Annotated in this window: 9 protein-coding genes and 1 pseudogene; 6 read left to right on the top strand and 4 right to left on the bottom strand. The window is 70.6% G+C overall.

The genetic code is table 11. The features are described from left to right. Together ACFXAZ_RS37985 and ACFXAZ_RS37980 are read left to right on the top strand one after the other, a co-directional pair. Positions 1-115: pseudogene (locus ACFXAZ_RS37985) on the top strand (chorismate synthase); the annotation flags it as partial. Between the two features lie 342 nt (positions 116-457). Then, a complete protein-coding gene (locus ACFXAZ_RS37980) occupies positions 458-1,588 on the top strand; it encodes an IS701 family transposase (protein ID WP_384601123.1) in 1,131 nt (376 codons plus the stop codon). A 427-nt stretch (positions 1,589-2,015) separates the two neighbouring features. Here ACFXAZ_RS37980 and ACFXAZ_RS37975 read toward each other — a convergent pair whose 3' ends face one another. Both ACFXAZ_RS37975 and ACFXAZ_RS37970 read right to left on the bottom strand, forming a co-directional pair. Next, positions 2,016-3,947, bottom strand: a complete 1,932-nt coding sequence (locus ACFXAZ_RS37975) for a helix-turn-helix domain-containing protein (RefSeq protein ID WP_384601121.1) — start codon at positions 3,945-3,947, stop codon at positions 2,016-2,018. A gap of 645 nt (positions 3,948-4,592) precedes the next feature. Then, positions 4,593-5,405: a BTAD domain-containing putative transcriptional regulator gene (locus ACFXAZ_RS37970; RefSeq protein WP_384601117.1), complete on the bottom strand. Its 813-nt coding sequence runs from the start codon at positions 5,403-5,405 to the stop codon at positions 4,593-4,595. Between the two features lie 186 nt (positions 5,406-5,591). On the opposite strand from ACFXAZ_RS37970, the gene ACFXAZ_RS37965 reads away from it, so the two are divergent. Next, a complete protein-coding gene (locus ACFXAZ_RS37965) occupies positions 5,592-6,269 on the top strand; it encodes a TetR family transcriptional regulator (RefSeq protein ID WP_384601112.1) in 678 nt (225 codons plus the stop codon). Here ACFXAZ_RS37965 and ACFXAZ_RS37960 read toward each other — a convergent pair. Continuing rightward, positions 6,209-6,940, bottom strand: a complete 732-nt coding sequence (locus ACFXAZ_RS37960) for an SDR family NAD(P)-dependent oxidoreductase (protein ID WP_384601127.1) — start codon at positions 6,938-6,940, stop codon at positions 6,209-6,211. The genes ACFXAZ_RS37965 and ACFXAZ_RS37960 overlap by 61 nt on opposite strands. 126 nt (positions 6,941-7,066) lie before the next feature. Beyond that, the gene (locus ACFXAZ_RS37955; RefSeq protein WP_384601110.1) at positions 7,067-7,696 is read right to left on the bottom strand and encodes a ScbR family autoregulator-binding transcription factor; all 630 of its coding nucleotides are present in this window, start codon (positions 7,694-7,696) and stop codon (positions 7,067-7,069) included. 130 nt (positions 7,697-7,826) lie between these two features. On the opposite strand from ACFXAZ_RS37955, the gene ACFXAZ_RS37950 reads away from it, so the two are divergent. The 3 genes from ACFXAZ_RS37950 (at position 7,827) to ACFXAZ_RS37940 (ending at position 13,151) form a co-directional block, all read left to right on the top strand. After that, positions 7,827-8,819 carry a ScbA/BarX family gamma-butyrolactone biosynthesis protein gene (locus ACFXAZ_RS37950; RefSeq protein ID WP_384601107.1) on the top strand — a complete coding sequence of 331 codons (993 nt, stop codon included), beginning with the start codon at positions 7,827-7,829 and terminating at the stop codon, positions 8,817-8,819. A 590-nt stretch (positions 8,820-9,409) separates the two neighbouring features. Continuing rightward, positions 9,410-10,369 (top strand): polyphosphate kinase 2 family protein, encoded by a 960-nt coding sequence (locus ACFXAZ_RS37945; protein ID WP_384601104.1) that lies wholly within the window; start codon positions 9,410-9,412, stop codon positions 10,367-10,369. Positions 10,370-10,421: 52 nt separating this feature from the next. Further along, positions 10,422-13,151: a cation-translocating P-type ATPase gene (locus ACFXAZ_RS37940; RefSeq protein WP_384601101.1), complete on the top strand. Its 2,730-nt coding sequence runs from the start codon at positions 10,422-10,424 to the stop codon at positions 13,149-13,151. Positions 13,152-13,549: the final 398 nt, after the last annotated feature.

The raw sequence follows: 13,549 nt of genomic DNA, 5'->3' as shown, positions 1-13,549 counted from the left end.
GGCGATGGTCGCGCTGGTCCTGGCCGACGCGGTCGCGGAGAAGTTCGGCGGCGACAGCGTTCCCGAGACCCGCCGCAACGTCACCTCCTACCTCGGCGGCCTGCTGATCCGGTGAGTTCCGCCCCGGGCCGGGGTGGCCGCACCCCACTCCGGTCCCCGCCCGGCGGTTGTCCCGGCACCACCCGTCGCGGCGGCGCAATGCTCCCTGCGGATTCCCACAAAGAGACGGACATGCGCAGTTCACATCCACCGGCAGCAGGTGACCGTCGGCGCACCGAGCCGGGAAAACAGGTGCCCGGATCACCTCGTGAGAGGACGGCCGTGCCAGCCATCGTGAGCAGGCAACCCCGACAGTGCCGCCCCGCACGGCTGGAGCATCGTGAACTCTTTCATCCTCGGGAACCCCGGGAAAGACGGCTCTGCCGACACACTGACAGTGCCTCACCAGGACGGCATCATGCCGGATGCCGATGTGTCCGACGACATCGTGGCCGAGCTGTGCACCGTCCTGTTCTCCCTGCTGAGCCGCAGGGACCGCCGACTGCGCGCGGAGCAGTACCTGCGTGGTCTGCTGGCCACGCCCGGCCGCAAATCCATCCGCAACATCGCCGCCCATCTGGGCGGAGCGGCGGTGGAACAGAGTCTGCACCACTTCATCTCCACCTCCGCCTGGGACTGGAGACCGCTGCGCATCGCCCTGGCCGACTATCTCGAACACACCGCGGCACCGCAGGCGTGGGTGATAAGACCGATCCACATACCCAAGGCGGGCAAGCACTCGGTGGGCGTGGACCAGCACTTCGCGCCCCATCTGGGTCAGGTCTTCCACGGCCAGCAGGCGCTCGGCGTGTGGCTCGCCTCGGCCGAGCTGAGCGCGCCCGTCAACTGGCGGATGGTCCTGCCCGAACCGTGGATCAACGACCCGGAGCGACGTGAGCAGGCCGAAGTGCCCCAAGGGCTCGGGGCGGAGAGCACGGAGGAGTGCGCCGTGTCCGCCGTCATGCAGATGGTGCAGCGGTGGAGCACTCCGCGGCGGCCCGTCCTGCTCGACCTGCGGCGCGGCGGGATCTCCGCCGCGACCGGCCGGCTGGCCGCGGGCGGCGTGCACTTCGTCGCCCGGATCAGCCCCTCGTCCCGGATGACCGTCGCCGACCCGGCGCTACCCGGCTACCGGGCCGGTTCGCTGCCCGCCCAGCGCATTCTCGAACTCGTCAAGAGCATGCGGGCCCCGGTGGCCTGGCGGGACGCGGCGCACGGGAACACCCTGCGCACGACCCTCGCCGCCGCCATGCCCGTGGCACTGCCGGGGCCCGCCGGGGCCAGATCCCAGCGTCTGCTCCTGCTGGGCGAGTGGACCAACCCGGCGCAGCCGCCCTCCCGGCTGTGGGTCACCGGCATGACGCATCTGCCGGTCGGCGCGCTGCTGCGGATCACCAAGCTGAACGGCCGGGTGGAGGAGGACTTCGCGCGCATCGGCGACCGGGCCGGGCTGCGGGACTTCGTGGGGCGCTCCTTCCGCGGCTGGCACCGCCACATGACACTGGCCTCCGTGGCGCACACGGCGATCGCCCTGGGGGCCTCCGGGTGAAGCCCCCAGGGGGTGGCTCAGCCGGATGTCCGCTCCTGGGCGGCAGCCTCGTGGGCGGCTTCGAGGGGTGTGGCACGCCCCACGTCACGATGGACGAACAGACAGCGGCGTGGACCAGACCCGCGGAGACCGCTGCCCCGTGCCGCCGGGTGAGGCGCTCGTGCTTCCCGGTCGCGCGGGCCGGGGCGGGTGACCGTGGTCGAGCGACTCAGCCGGGCCCCGGCTCCGTTGGAAGGCATTTGGCGGCGGGTGGTGGCCTCCACCGTCCTGTCCTCCTCCCTCCCATTTCGGCAAGACGATGGCCGTCACAGCCCTGGGCGACGATGGCCACGGACACGCGCGCGGCCCGCCGATGGATGACGGCGAAACCCACGACGTCGCATGGCACAGTCCGTCACCTGACGGGGGGCAGGTCGGGGCCGATGGCTCAGGAGCGGGCGACGTCCGGTGAGCCGAGGCGCAGGACCGCCCTCATCCGGTGTGTCCTCAGGGCCAGTTGGACGTCCAGCACGCGGCCGGGCTGCTGCCATTCGGGGCCCAGGAGCGCGGTGATGCGCTCCAGGCGCCGGGACACGGTGTTGGGGTGGACGTGCAGCGTCTCGGCGGCCTTGCTGGGGCTGGCGCCCGTGGCGAAGTAGGCTTCCAGCGTCTCGGTGAGGTCGGTGGCGTTCTTGCGGTCGTAGTCGAGGACCGGCCCGATGGCGGTGTCGATGAAGCCGCTCACGTCGTGCGCCTCGGACAGCAGCAGTCCCATGAAGCCGAGGTCTCCGAGGGACGCGGTGCTCCCGGCGGCGTCGAGGGTGGTCAGGGCCTCCAGGCAGCGCACCGCCTCCGCGTGCAGGCGCCCCACATCGCCCGGGTGCCGGCCGGGTCCGGCGGCGCCCACGGTCACGGGACGGCCCAGCATCGCCGTCAGCTCGCCGCCCACGGAACGCGCGATCGCCGACGCCTCCGTGCCCGGCAGCAGCAGCATGATGTAGTCGTCCTGAACGGTCTTGAGACCGGCGTGCGCATCCGCGTAGGAGGCGGCCCACACGATGGCGCGGCCGTGTCCTCCGCCCTCGGGGCGCACGGCCAGCAGGACGTGCGGCTCGGTCAGGTCGAGACCGATGTCGCCCAGGCGTTGTTCGAGGTGGCGCGCCTGCTGCGAGTTGCGGGACGGCAGGGCGAGCAGCGCGTTGAACAGCGCGTCGTGGACCGGTGCCTGTGACACCGCCGTACCGCGTCGCAGGAGCAGTTGGAGGGCGAAGGTCTGGGTGACGAGGCGCAGCATCTGCTGGTCCTCCCCCACCAGGGCCGTGGTGGGGCGCAGGACGACGAACCCGAGGTTCTCGGCACCAGCCAGCACGGGCGTGACCCAGGTGCCCTCGCTGTGCACGACGGAGGCGCGCTGCGCGTGGGCGTCCAGGGACGTCGCGGCCACCGCGCTGTCGTCCAGGTCCGGCAGGTCGGCGGTGGCCGTCATGACGCGCCCCGCGCGGTCGCGCAGTTGCACGGTGCTGTCCAGCGCGTCGGCGGCGGCCTGGGCCACGGTGTCGAGATCCGCGCCGGACAGCAGCAGGCTCATCATGCGGCTCTGCGCGTCCCCGAGCTGCTCCATCCTGGCCAGGGTGGTGCGGGCGCGGAAGCCGTCCAGTTCGAGTTCGCTCACCTCGCTGCGGGCGTCCTGGAGCCGCTCCGCGCGTTCGATGGCCACCGCGCCGAACGCCGCAAGGGAGCTGACCAGGCCGATCTCGTCCGGGGAGAGGCGCCGTACGCTGCGGGCGGCGCAGAACAGGGCGCCCAGGACGCTGTCTCCGTTGATCAGGGGCACGGCGAGCAGGGACTTGATGCCCTCGGCGCGGATGAAGGCGTCGGTGTGCGGGAAGTGGACCAGGCTGGTGTCGCGCAGGTAGTCCGCGGTCCACAGCGGGGCGCCCATGTCGATGGCCTGGTGTCCCGGTCCGCCGTCCAGCCGCATCCCCGGTACGACGGCCGTGGTCGCGCCTTCGGGGGCGTGGAGGCTCAGACTGCCGTCGTCCTCGCACAGGCCGATCCACGCGAGGTCCGCGTTGACGATCCGTTTGACCCGCCGGGTGATGATGTACAGCAGCTCGCCCAGGTCGTGCGGCCGGGTCATGTCGCGGGCGGTGTCGATGAGTTCGGCGAGTCCGTCCTCACGCTGGCGACGCCGGTCCTGGGCGGCGTGGATGACGTAGGCCAGTCTGACGGCCTGTTCGAGACGGAGCCGCTCATCGGCGGAGCATTCCTGGCCGGCGCGCAGCAGCAGTTCTTCGTAGCTCTCCAGGGGCGCCTCCTCGGCCAGGAGTCTGAGCACGGTGAGCAGGTCGAGGCCGTGTATGTCCGCTGCGTCCACCATGCCCTGGCCCCCCGTCGGCTGTGCGGCTCCGTCGAACCTTGACAGTGCAGGTTCGGCCTAGTCAAACACCAATGCTGTGCGGTTGCTGAGGACATGATCGGCCGCTGCGGCGGGGCCGGGTGCGCGGAGGTGACGGAAATCGTCCCGTCAGTGTCTCCACCCGCGACGGCGCCTGGTGGAGCAGCGGGCCGGGACCGGTCGCCGAGCGGGGTGCCCCGGCACTGCCGACGGCGGGCGGGCCTGGTGGTCCGGAGTCGTACCGTGCGTCGAAGAGCCCGCCCGGCCGCTCGGACACCGCCAAAGCGTCGGTCGCGCGGGCCGGAGGAGAGGTGGAGAGGTGGAGAGGTGGAGAGGTGGAGAGGTGGAGAGGTGGAGAGGTGGAGAGGTGGAGAGGTGGAGAGGTGGAGAGGTGGAGAGATGTACGGGAGGTTCGTCGCACGGCTCTGTGCGACGGTACGCGCGTCCCCTCCCCGCCGACCACCCGCCGCTTCCTCTCGGCCCGTGCCTCGCGGCGGCCGTGGGCGGTGGTCTCCCGCGCCCCGCGAGCGGGTCCCGCCGGCGCAGGCCGGACAGTTCGTCAGAAAGACGGCGGGAGCGTCGGGTTCCGCTCGGTCAGGGCCGACGCGGAAGGCTGCTCTCCATATGTCAGATGTTCTGGAATCGTGGGATGGCGTGCTCGGTCACCATGCTGCGGGTCCGGTCGCCGCCGCCCGTCGGCCACGGTCCTTCCCTGCCCAGCACGACGCGGCGGGCGGTGAGTACCGGGGCGCCGCGGCGGCGGCGCAGATACCGCCTGATCACCTCGGGGTCCTGGCCGTTGTGGTCCAGATCGGCCTTCAACTGGGCGTACAGCGGCGCCGGTGAGTGGAACCGGGTGAGCACCCGGGCGAGGTCGCCGCACAGCTCGCGCCAGCGTCCGAGCCGGAAGTCCGCCTCGATCCAGCGGTCCGCGGCCCGCTGCCAGGAGTTGGTGAGCGCCGCGGCCCGGCAGCGCAGATGCGGTCCCTGGGCAACTCCGGTGAACGGGGCGGCCGTCCACACGTCCAGTGCCTCGCGCAGCCGGGCGCCCGCCAGGTGCAGGTCTCCGGTCTCCAGCGCCCGGTAGCCCGCTCCGGCGACCCGCTCGAACGTCCTGGCGTCGCTGGAGCCGCCGCCGGTGTCCAGCCGGTACGCTCCGGGCACCCAGACCAGCACGTCCTCGGGCGACCGGTCGCTGCCCGCCGCCCGCAGCGCGGCGCCGATGTCCGTGCGCAGCTGACGGACATGACATTCCATGGCCTGTTCGGCGTGCGCGGGCGCCCCGCGCGGCCACAGCTCCTCGGCGATCTCACAGACGGGGACGACGCGATCGGCGGATGCCGCCAGCAGGGCGAACACCTGCCTGGGCAAGGCCCCGGAGGGCGAGATCGGCACTCCCTCCTCGTGCGCCGTCAGTCCTCCGAGCACGTTCAGGTCCATGCCGTCGACCCCCTCCGGTGACTCAACGACCGCCAAGTCGACCCTATAATAACATAGTCATTTTTTTGTTTCTTCGCCTTCCTGAACTCGCGAACAGGGCTAGTCTGACGGGGCGATCGTCACCAGCGGCAACGCGCCTGAGTAGCTCCGAGGAAGTCCGAGGAAGATCCGAGGAAGAGGGGGACGATGAAGCAGGAGAGGGCCAGTCGCACCCGTCGCGCCTTGCTGACGGCGGCTGCCGAGGAGTTCGACCGGCGCGGTTACGCGGGAGCGTCACTCGTCGGCATCGCGCGCGCCGCGGGAATCTCGCTCGGGGCACTGACCTTCCACTTCTCCTCCAAGCAGGAATTGTCCGCGGCCGTCAGGGAACAGGGGTGCGACGCGACCCGCGCCCTCGTGGCCCGCACCGGGGCCCGCCCGGACCCTCCCGTCCAGTCCGTCGTGTCACTCACACTCGGCCTCGTGGAACTCCTGGAGAAGGACGCGTCGGTGCGGGCCGCCGCGCGGCTGGACCGGGAGACCGCCGACGCCCGGCACAGCTGGCGGGGCGTCTGGACACCGCTGATCCACGAACGCCTCCGGGCGACGGCCGACGCGGAGATGTGTCCGGTGCCGGACTCGACGGCGGTCGCGGCCCTGGCGGAGCTGCTGGTCTGCGGGACCGAGGCGACCCTCCCCCAGCGCGACAGCCCCGACAGCGAACGGGACAACTCGGCACTGCTGGCCCGCGTCTGGCGGCAGATCCTGCCTCAGGCGATACCGGTCGAGTGCGGCGAGGGCCGGCCGCCGCCGAGCGACCGTCCTCACACGGCGCTGCATCCTCCGTCCACGGGCACCCCGGCCCCCGTGACGAACGAAGAGTGATCGCTACAGAGCCAGAGCGCCGCCTGAGCCACTTCCGCCGGGTCGGCGAGACGGTGCTGGATGGCCCGGGACACGGCGGCCTGCTCCAGCTGGGGGATCCGCTCCATCGCCGCCTCCAGCAGCTCGGTGCGGGTGCTGCCCACCATCAGCGCGTTGACGCGCACGCCACGGCCGCCGTACTCGGCAGCCGCGGCCCTGGTCAGGCCGAGCACCGCGTGCTTGGCCGCCACGTACGGGGCGATGGCACCGGTCGCGAACGACCCCGCCGTGCTGGATGTGTTGACGATCGATCCGCCCCCCTGCCGCAGCATGACCGGAATCTGCTCCTTGAGGCAGTTCCACACGCCCCGCACATTCACCTCCATGATCTGTGCGAAGACGGCGTCGGCCGTCTCGTGCAGCGGTGTCCCCACACTCCCCCAACCCGCGTTGTTGAAGGCCGCGTCGAGCCTGCCGTACGTGGTGACCGCCGCGGTCACGGCCCGCTGGACGTCCGCCGGCAGCGTCACGTCCCCGGCCGTCACCAGGGCGCGGCCACCGGCCTCCTCGATGTCCCTCACCAGCGCGTGCAGCCGGTCCGTACGCCGTGCCATGACGGTCACCGCCGCCCCCTGGGCAGCGAACAGCCGGGCCGCGGCCTCCCCTATGCCGCTGGACGCCCCGGTGACCATGACGACCTTGCCCTGGAGCTGGCCCTGCGCGGACTCCACCACGGTTTCCTCTCCCGTTCTGTCGATCAGGTGATGCCCAGACCGTAAGGGGGCCGCCACGCGGAGCCCAGGGCAACAGCCGGTCCGTCACACGCTCTTCGCGCGGGATTCGCCGAACTGCAAACCCCTGACGGCGCTCGGCACCGCGATGGCCGGGAGCAGACACCGCCACATCTCCTCCACCCGGACGGGCAGGTCCCGGCGCCTGGACTCCAGGTGGGAGTGCATCTGCGCGCCCGTACACGCGTTGACCACCAGCCGGGACACCACCTCCACGTCGGCCGCCGCCCGCAGTTCGCGCCGCCGTTTCGCCTCGTGCAGGTCGCTGGAGATCACGCGCGTCCACTGCTGGTGGGTGTTCTCCGCGGGCTCGACGAAGTGCTCCTGTTCCAGCACCAGCCGCGCTCCGGCCAGCAGCACCGGGTCGTCGGCCAGTTGGTAGGCCCAGGTGAGGGTGGTGTCGACGGCGTGCTGGAGTCCCGTGGAGGAATGCGGGGGCACCACGAGGCCGGGCTGGGACAGCACGATCTCGCGGGCGATATGACCCTTGTTGCGGAAGTGGAAGTAGAGGGCGCCCAGTGTGAGACCGGCCCGTTCCGCCATCGCCGACACGTTCGCTCCGGCATAGCCGGACTCCGCGAACACCTCGGCGGCGGCCCGCAGCAACGCCGCCCTCGTCTGGATGGCCCGCTCCTGTTTGATCACCCGACCTGTCATGACTGCCCGCCCATCCCTCGACAAAGAAAAGAACAACCTTTATTTTTGCTCATGCTCGCTCGATCTCCTGATCGCCCAGGCTCCCGCTGACATGACTCTCCGCACGTCGACGTCCCAAGGGGGAGAACCAATGCCCAGCAGCGCGCACACCCACTTACCCACCAACGATCCACGGCGATTCGCCCGCAAGGCGAGACCCGAAGAGGTCTTCGTCCGTGACTGGCACGAGGAGTCCCCCCAGACCGATGCCGTCCGGCTCAACTGGCCCCACTCCCACGCTTTCTACACGCTCCGCAGCGGAGCCACCAGCCCAATGCTCTTTGTCGAGATCGTCCGGCAGGCACTCGCGGTGCTGTCGCACGCGACCCAGGAGATACCCCTCGACCACCGCCTCGGGTGGGACTACGCCCGCTACACCTTCGCTCCGGCGGCGTTCCGGCAGCGCGAGGCACCCGCCGAGGTGCACCTGCGCGTCCGGCACAGTGATGTCACCGCGCGCCGACGCGGCTCGGTCCGGCTGACCGCTCATATCGAGGCCGTGTGCGACGGCGAGGTCCTCGGCTCCGCCGAGATCAGGTACATCACCCACCCGCCCGCCATCTACGACCGCCTGCGCAGGGAGTACGCCGACGCCGAGCGGGCCTTCGCCGCGGCGCTGCCGCCCGCGCGGCCCGTCGCTCCGGCAGGGGTCGACCGCGTCGACCCGCTGGACGTCGTCATCGGGTGCACATCCAAGCCGCATCGCTACCAGCTCCGCACGGACACCTCGAACTCCGTGCTCTTCGACCACCCGCACGACCATGTGCCGGGCATCGTGCTGCTCGAAGCCGTGGTCCAGGCCGTGCACGCCTCGGCACCGGGACACGCGCAACTCACCGCCCTCGAAAGCACCTTCCTGCGGTACGTCGAGTTCGACACCCCCTGCTGGGTCGACATCGCGCCCGAGTCACCCGACGAGCAGGGCCATGCGCGGCTCCTGGCGACCGGCACCCAGAACGGCGGAACGGCCTTCTCCACGACCGTGACCTTCGACTCCCCCACCGCCCTCCTCAAGCCGGCGGCATCCGCCGACCCGGCACACCTGGACGCCGGTTCCGCACCGGCCACCTGCCCGGCCCGCTAGAGGGTGTCGCAGAAGGCTCAGTCCGGCGTATTTCGCCTTCATGGGTGAGGTGCTGCGGGCTGAGTCGGCGTGGGTCGAGACGTTCACGCGCTTGCGAACGGACCGGTTCGCGAGGCTGATGAAGGTGGTCCGGGAGCAGGCCGGTGACGGGCCCGATGGTGGCCGGCCGTGATGCCCGCCGCTTGCCGGGTGGGTGCTGCTGGGGCCGTGCATGACCGGAGGAGCGTCACGATACGGTAGCCCGCCCCGCTGTCCGGGATCATCCCGGCCACCCTCCCCCGGGTCCTCCAGCGCCCGCGTCCGCCGCCGGCCGAGGCCCACGTCCGGCGGGATGCGGACTTGCCCGGAGAGCCCCCCGCGACAGGCGGCCCGGCGCGGCGCCGACGTCTCCCCCGACGGCCTCCCGCTCAGCCTCAAGGGGCGGACTTGCCCCCGCGAGCGGACAATGCTCGGGAGAGATCCTGCCGCGGCTGTGGCAGGACGCGCGGTTCGGTGTGGAGGTCGTCGGTCGACGCGGTCACCGTCGAGGGGACGGCGAGCACCGTGTACGACCCATTTCACCAGGCCGGGCCAGAGAAGGACTGATCGTGATGTCGGACAAGAGAGCCGAACGCATCGCGGATTTCATCGCGCCGCTCCGGGTGAAACCGGGGTCGAAGGTACACCTGAACCGCGATTTCGATCCACGCTACAAGGCGGGTCTGAAGAAGCGGGACGGGGCAGGGCTGCTGCGCACCGGGGTGTCGCTGCTGGCCGAGTACCAGGACCGGCTGGCCGCCCAGGACACGTACGGTGTCCTGCTCTGTCTCCAGGCACTCGACGCCGGTGGCAAGGACGGCACGATCCGCCATGTGATGAGCGGCGTCAATCCCCAGGGTGTACGGGTCAGCAGCTTCAAGGTGCCCTCCGCCGAGGAACTCGACCACGACTACCTGTGGCGCTACGCCCGGCGGCTGCCCTCGCGCGGCGAGATCGCCATCTTCAACCGCTCGCACTACGAGGAGGTCCTCGTCGTGCGAGTCCACCCCGAGAATCTTCTCCGGCAGAAGCTGCCGGACGACACCCGCGGGCCGGACATCTGGCGGCGGCGCTACCGGGAGATCAACCACTGGGAGCGCTACCTCACGGACAACGGCTTCAAGGTGGTGAAGATCTTTCTGAATCTGTCCAAGGAGGAGCAGCGCACCCGCTTCCTGAAGCGGATCGACCTGCCGGAGAAGAACTGGAAGTTCTCCGCCGCCGACGTCCGGGAGCGGCAGCACTGGGCCGAGTACCAGCAGGCGTTCTCCCAGATGCTGTCGGCCACGAGCACGAAGTGGGCGCCATGGTACGTCGTGCCGGCGGACCGGAAGTGGTTCGTACGGATCTGCGCCGCGGCGATCCTCGCGCACACCCTGATGGACATCGATCCGCAGTATCCCGACGTGGGGAAAAAGGCACGCAGGGAACTGCTCGTGACCAAACGGGAGCTGGAACGGGAAGCCCCCGCCGGGGCGCCGGCCGATCCTTATGCGGACCGGCATCCGAAGGCCAGGAAGAAGCACCGCTAGGACCTGACGGCCCCGTGCACCACCCGTCCGGCCATGGATCGGAGGCAGAACGATGACGGCGCGTTCGGATTCCGTGGCGGAACAGCCTGGATCCTCGGAGAATGACTGGTACGCGCGCACTCCCCAGGAGGCATTGGCGGCGTTGGGCGTGGATCCGGCGGTCGGTCTCTCCGCGGCACGGGCAGCGCAGCTGCTGACCTCGCACGGTCCGAACGCGCTGCCCGCGGAGAAGCGGCCCCCGGCCTGGCGCCGGTTCCTCGCTCAGTACCGCAGCTACATGCAGCTCGTCCTTCTGGCCGCCGCGATCGTCTCGCTGCTCATCAAGGAGTGGACCACCGCGATCCTGCTGATCGTCCTGACCCTGCTGAACGCGGTCGTGGGCCTGCGCCAGGAGGGCAAGGCCGAGAGCGCGATGAACGCGCTCCAATCGATGATGAAGGCCACGGCGCGGGTGCGCAGGGACGGCTCGGAGGCCGAGATCCCCGCCGACCAGCTCGTTGTCGGCGACATCGTGCTCATCGCCGCCGGCGACCAGGTGGCGGCGGACGGACGCATCATCGAGGCCAGCGCGCTGCAAATCGACGAGTCGGCGCTCACCGGCGAGAGCGTGCCCGCCTCGAAGGGCACCGGCACGTTGTCGGGCCCCCGGCCGGCGCCCGGTGACCGGACGAACATGGCGTTCATGAACACCCCGGTCACCCACGGCAGCGGCGTACTCGTCGTCACCGCGACCGGCGCCGGTACCGAGGTCGGCAAGATCTCCGGAATGCTGTCGGCCACCAAGAGAGAGGTGCCGCCGCTCACCAGGGAGCTGAACACCCTCACGCTGTGGATCACGGGGGCGGCATTCCTGACCATGGTCGTGATGTTCGCCCTGGGACGGCAACGGGACCAGGCGTGGGACGTCCTGTTCGTCAGTGCGGTCTCGCTGGCCATCGCCGCCATCCCCGAGGCACTGCCGACCGTGACGCAGGCGATCCTGTCCGTGGGCAGCCTCAACCTGGCGAAGCGCAACGCCATCGTCAAGGAACTGCCGTCGGTCGAGACCCTGGCGTTCACGTCGGCGATCAACTCGGACAAGACCGGCACCCTGACGATGAACCAGATGACCGCCGTCGAAGTGGTGAGTCCCACCGACCGGTACACCGTCTCGGGCACGGGCTACGGGCTCGCGGGGAAGATCCATCATGCCGCGGGTTCTTCCTCCGCGGGCATCGAGGACGCGGTCCTGCCCTACGTGGTGGCCAGCGACGCGAAACTGGTGGACGGCAAGGTGGTGGGCGATCCCACCGAGGGCGCGCTGCTGGTGCTCGCGTACAAGGCCGGGCTGGACATCGACGGCACCCGGGAGGGGCTCCCCCGGCTCGCCACGCTGCCGTTCGACCCGGACTACAAGCTGATGGCCACCTTCAACTCGGCGGTCGACGCCTCCGGGCGGCAGGTCGTCCGATGCTTCGTCAAGGGCGCGGTACCGGCGGTGCTGGAGCGGGCCGCCACCGCGTCCCCGGCAGGCCGGACCACGCCGTCGGACCCCGGGCTGGTCGCGCGGGCCAGGACGCAGAGCGAGCGGATGGGCGGCGCGGGGCACCGGGTGATGGCCGCGGCCACCCGTGATCTGGATCCGGCCGACTTCGACCCGGACGGCGACCTTCTCTCGTACGTCACCGAGCTGCGGATGACCAGTCTCGTCGGCATGGTCGATCCGCCCCGCGAGGACGCCAGGGCCGCCGTGGCGGGTGCCCAGGCGGGGCACATCCGGGTCCGTATGGTGACCGGTGACGACGTCACGACCGGTGCGGCGATCGCCCGGCAGCTCGGCATCCCCGGTGAAGCGGTCCTCGGCGCCGATTTCGCCGCCATGAGCGAGGACGAGCAGCTCGCCCGTATCGACGGCATCGGTGTGGTGGGCCGCGTCGCGCCGGAGCACAAGGTGCTGCTCGCCGACACGCTCAAGAAGAAGGGCGAGGTCGTGGCGATGACCGGGGACGGCGTCAACGACGCGCCCGCCATCAAGGCCGCCGACATCGGTATCGCCATGGGCAGCGGCACGGACGTGGCGAAGAACGCCGGGCGCATGATCCTCTCCGATGACGACTTCGCGACCATCGTCTACGCCGTGGAACAGGGCCGCAGGATCTACGACAACCTCACCAAGTACATCCGCTTCGTCCTCCTACTGCTGGTCACCTTCGTCCTGACCTTTCTCGGGGCCACCGTCTTCAACATCGCCGCCGGCGAACCGTTCACCCCGCCGCAGGTGCTGTGGATCCACTTCGTGGTCAACGCGACGTTCGGCTTCGCGCTCGGCTTCGACCGCGAGAGTCCGGGGCTGATGCGGCGCAGGCCGCGTCCGCGAGGGGAGTCGGTGCTCACCCGGTCCGTACTGGTCACGGTCGGGCTCGGCGGCCTGGCCATCACCGTCGTCCTACTCGGGCTGATCGAGCTCGGTCAGGCCCACTTCGACAGCGTCCGGACCGGTCAGTCGATCGCCTTCACCGCCTTCGCGCTCTGTCTGATCGTGGCCGCGTTCGAATGCCGCAGCGAGACGGACTCCGTCCTGACGACGTCCACGTTCGACAGCAAGCAGATGAACTGGGTGGCACTGGCCCAGTTCGTCCTCGCGGTGCTGGTGACCCAGATGGACGGCTTCCGCCGCATCCTCGGGACAACCGAGATCAACGCCCGGCAGTTCGGCTGGGCCCTGCTGGCCGCCGTCGCGCTTCTGCTCCTGTGGGAACTGGGCAAACTCATGGCTCGCACCCGCGCGAGCCGCAGCGCCTAGCGCTCGCGGCGGGACGGATCGGGGGACGGGCCAGGCCGCCGAGGTGTCCATGGGTCACTGGGTGCACCCGGCCGGCCTCGGCCGCCGGGAGCACGGCGGTGGAGGAGCGACCGGATCGACGCAGCCGTCACCGGCATACCGGCCCCGACCGTCACCGTGGTGGACGAAGGGCGGGTCGCTCCACTCCCGACGCGGGCTGAGGTCACCTCGGCTCGTCGTGTGGCAGCGGGGCGGTGTACCGGTCCTCGGCTCCTCACCTCCCCGCATGGCTGGTGCCTGTGCTTCTGCTCTGGACATCCATGTGCCGCCTGGCACCCACGCGCACGCGAGCAGGGCGGGGGCCGCGCCCGCATCCCCCCCCCCACCGACACCCCCCGAAAAACCGCCGATCTGCGCTA

The sequence above is a fragment of the Streptomyces sp. NPDC059477 genome, from assembly GCF_042749375.1.
GTDB lineage: Bacteria > Actinomycetota > Actinomycetes > Streptomycetales > Streptomycetaceae > Streptomyces.
Note: the sequence above shows the minus strand (reverse complement) of the source record. Positions and strands in the feature narration are given on the sequence as shown.

Excerpts from the sequence above, each read along its gene's own strand:
- ACFXAZ_RS37940 (WP_384601101.1), top strand. The coding sequence starts at position 10,422 with ATGACGGCGCGTTCGGATTCCGTGGCGGAACAGCCTGGATCCTCGGAG.
- ACFXAZ_RS37965 (WP_384601112.1), top strand. The coding sequence starts at position 5,592 with ATGAAGCAGGAGAGGGCCAGTCGCACCCGTCGCGCCTTGCTGACGGCG.
- ACFXAZ_RS37970 (WP_384601117.1), bottom strand. The coding sequence starts at position 5,405 with ATGGACCTGAACGTGCTCGGAGGACTGACGGCGCACGAGGAGGGAGTG.
- ACFXAZ_RS37975 (WP_384601121.1), bottom strand. The coding sequence starts at position 3,947 with ATGGTGGACGCAGCGGACATACACGGCCTCGACCTGCTCACCGTGCTC.
- ACFXAZ_RS37980 (WP_384601123.1), top strand. The coding sequence starts at position 458 with ATGCCGGATGCCGATGTGTCCGACGACATCGTGGCCGAGCTGTGCACC.
- ACFXAZ_RS37950 (WP_384601107.1), top strand. The coding sequence starts at position 7,827 with ATGCCCAGCAGCGCGCACACCCACTTACCCACCAACGATCCACGGCGA.
- ACFXAZ_RS37955 (WP_384601110.1), bottom strand. The coding sequence starts at position 7,696 with ATGACAGGTCGGGTGATCAAACAGGAGCGGGCCATCCAGACGAGGGCG.
- ACFXAZ_RS37960 (WP_384601127.1), bottom strand. The coding sequence starts at position 6,940 with ATGGTCACCGGGGCGTCCAGCGGCATAGGGGAGGCCGCGGCCCGGCTG.
- ACFXAZ_RS37945 (WP_384601104.1), top strand. The coding sequence starts at position 9,410 with ATGTCGGACAAGAGAGCCGAACGCATCGCGGATTTCATCGCGCCGCTC.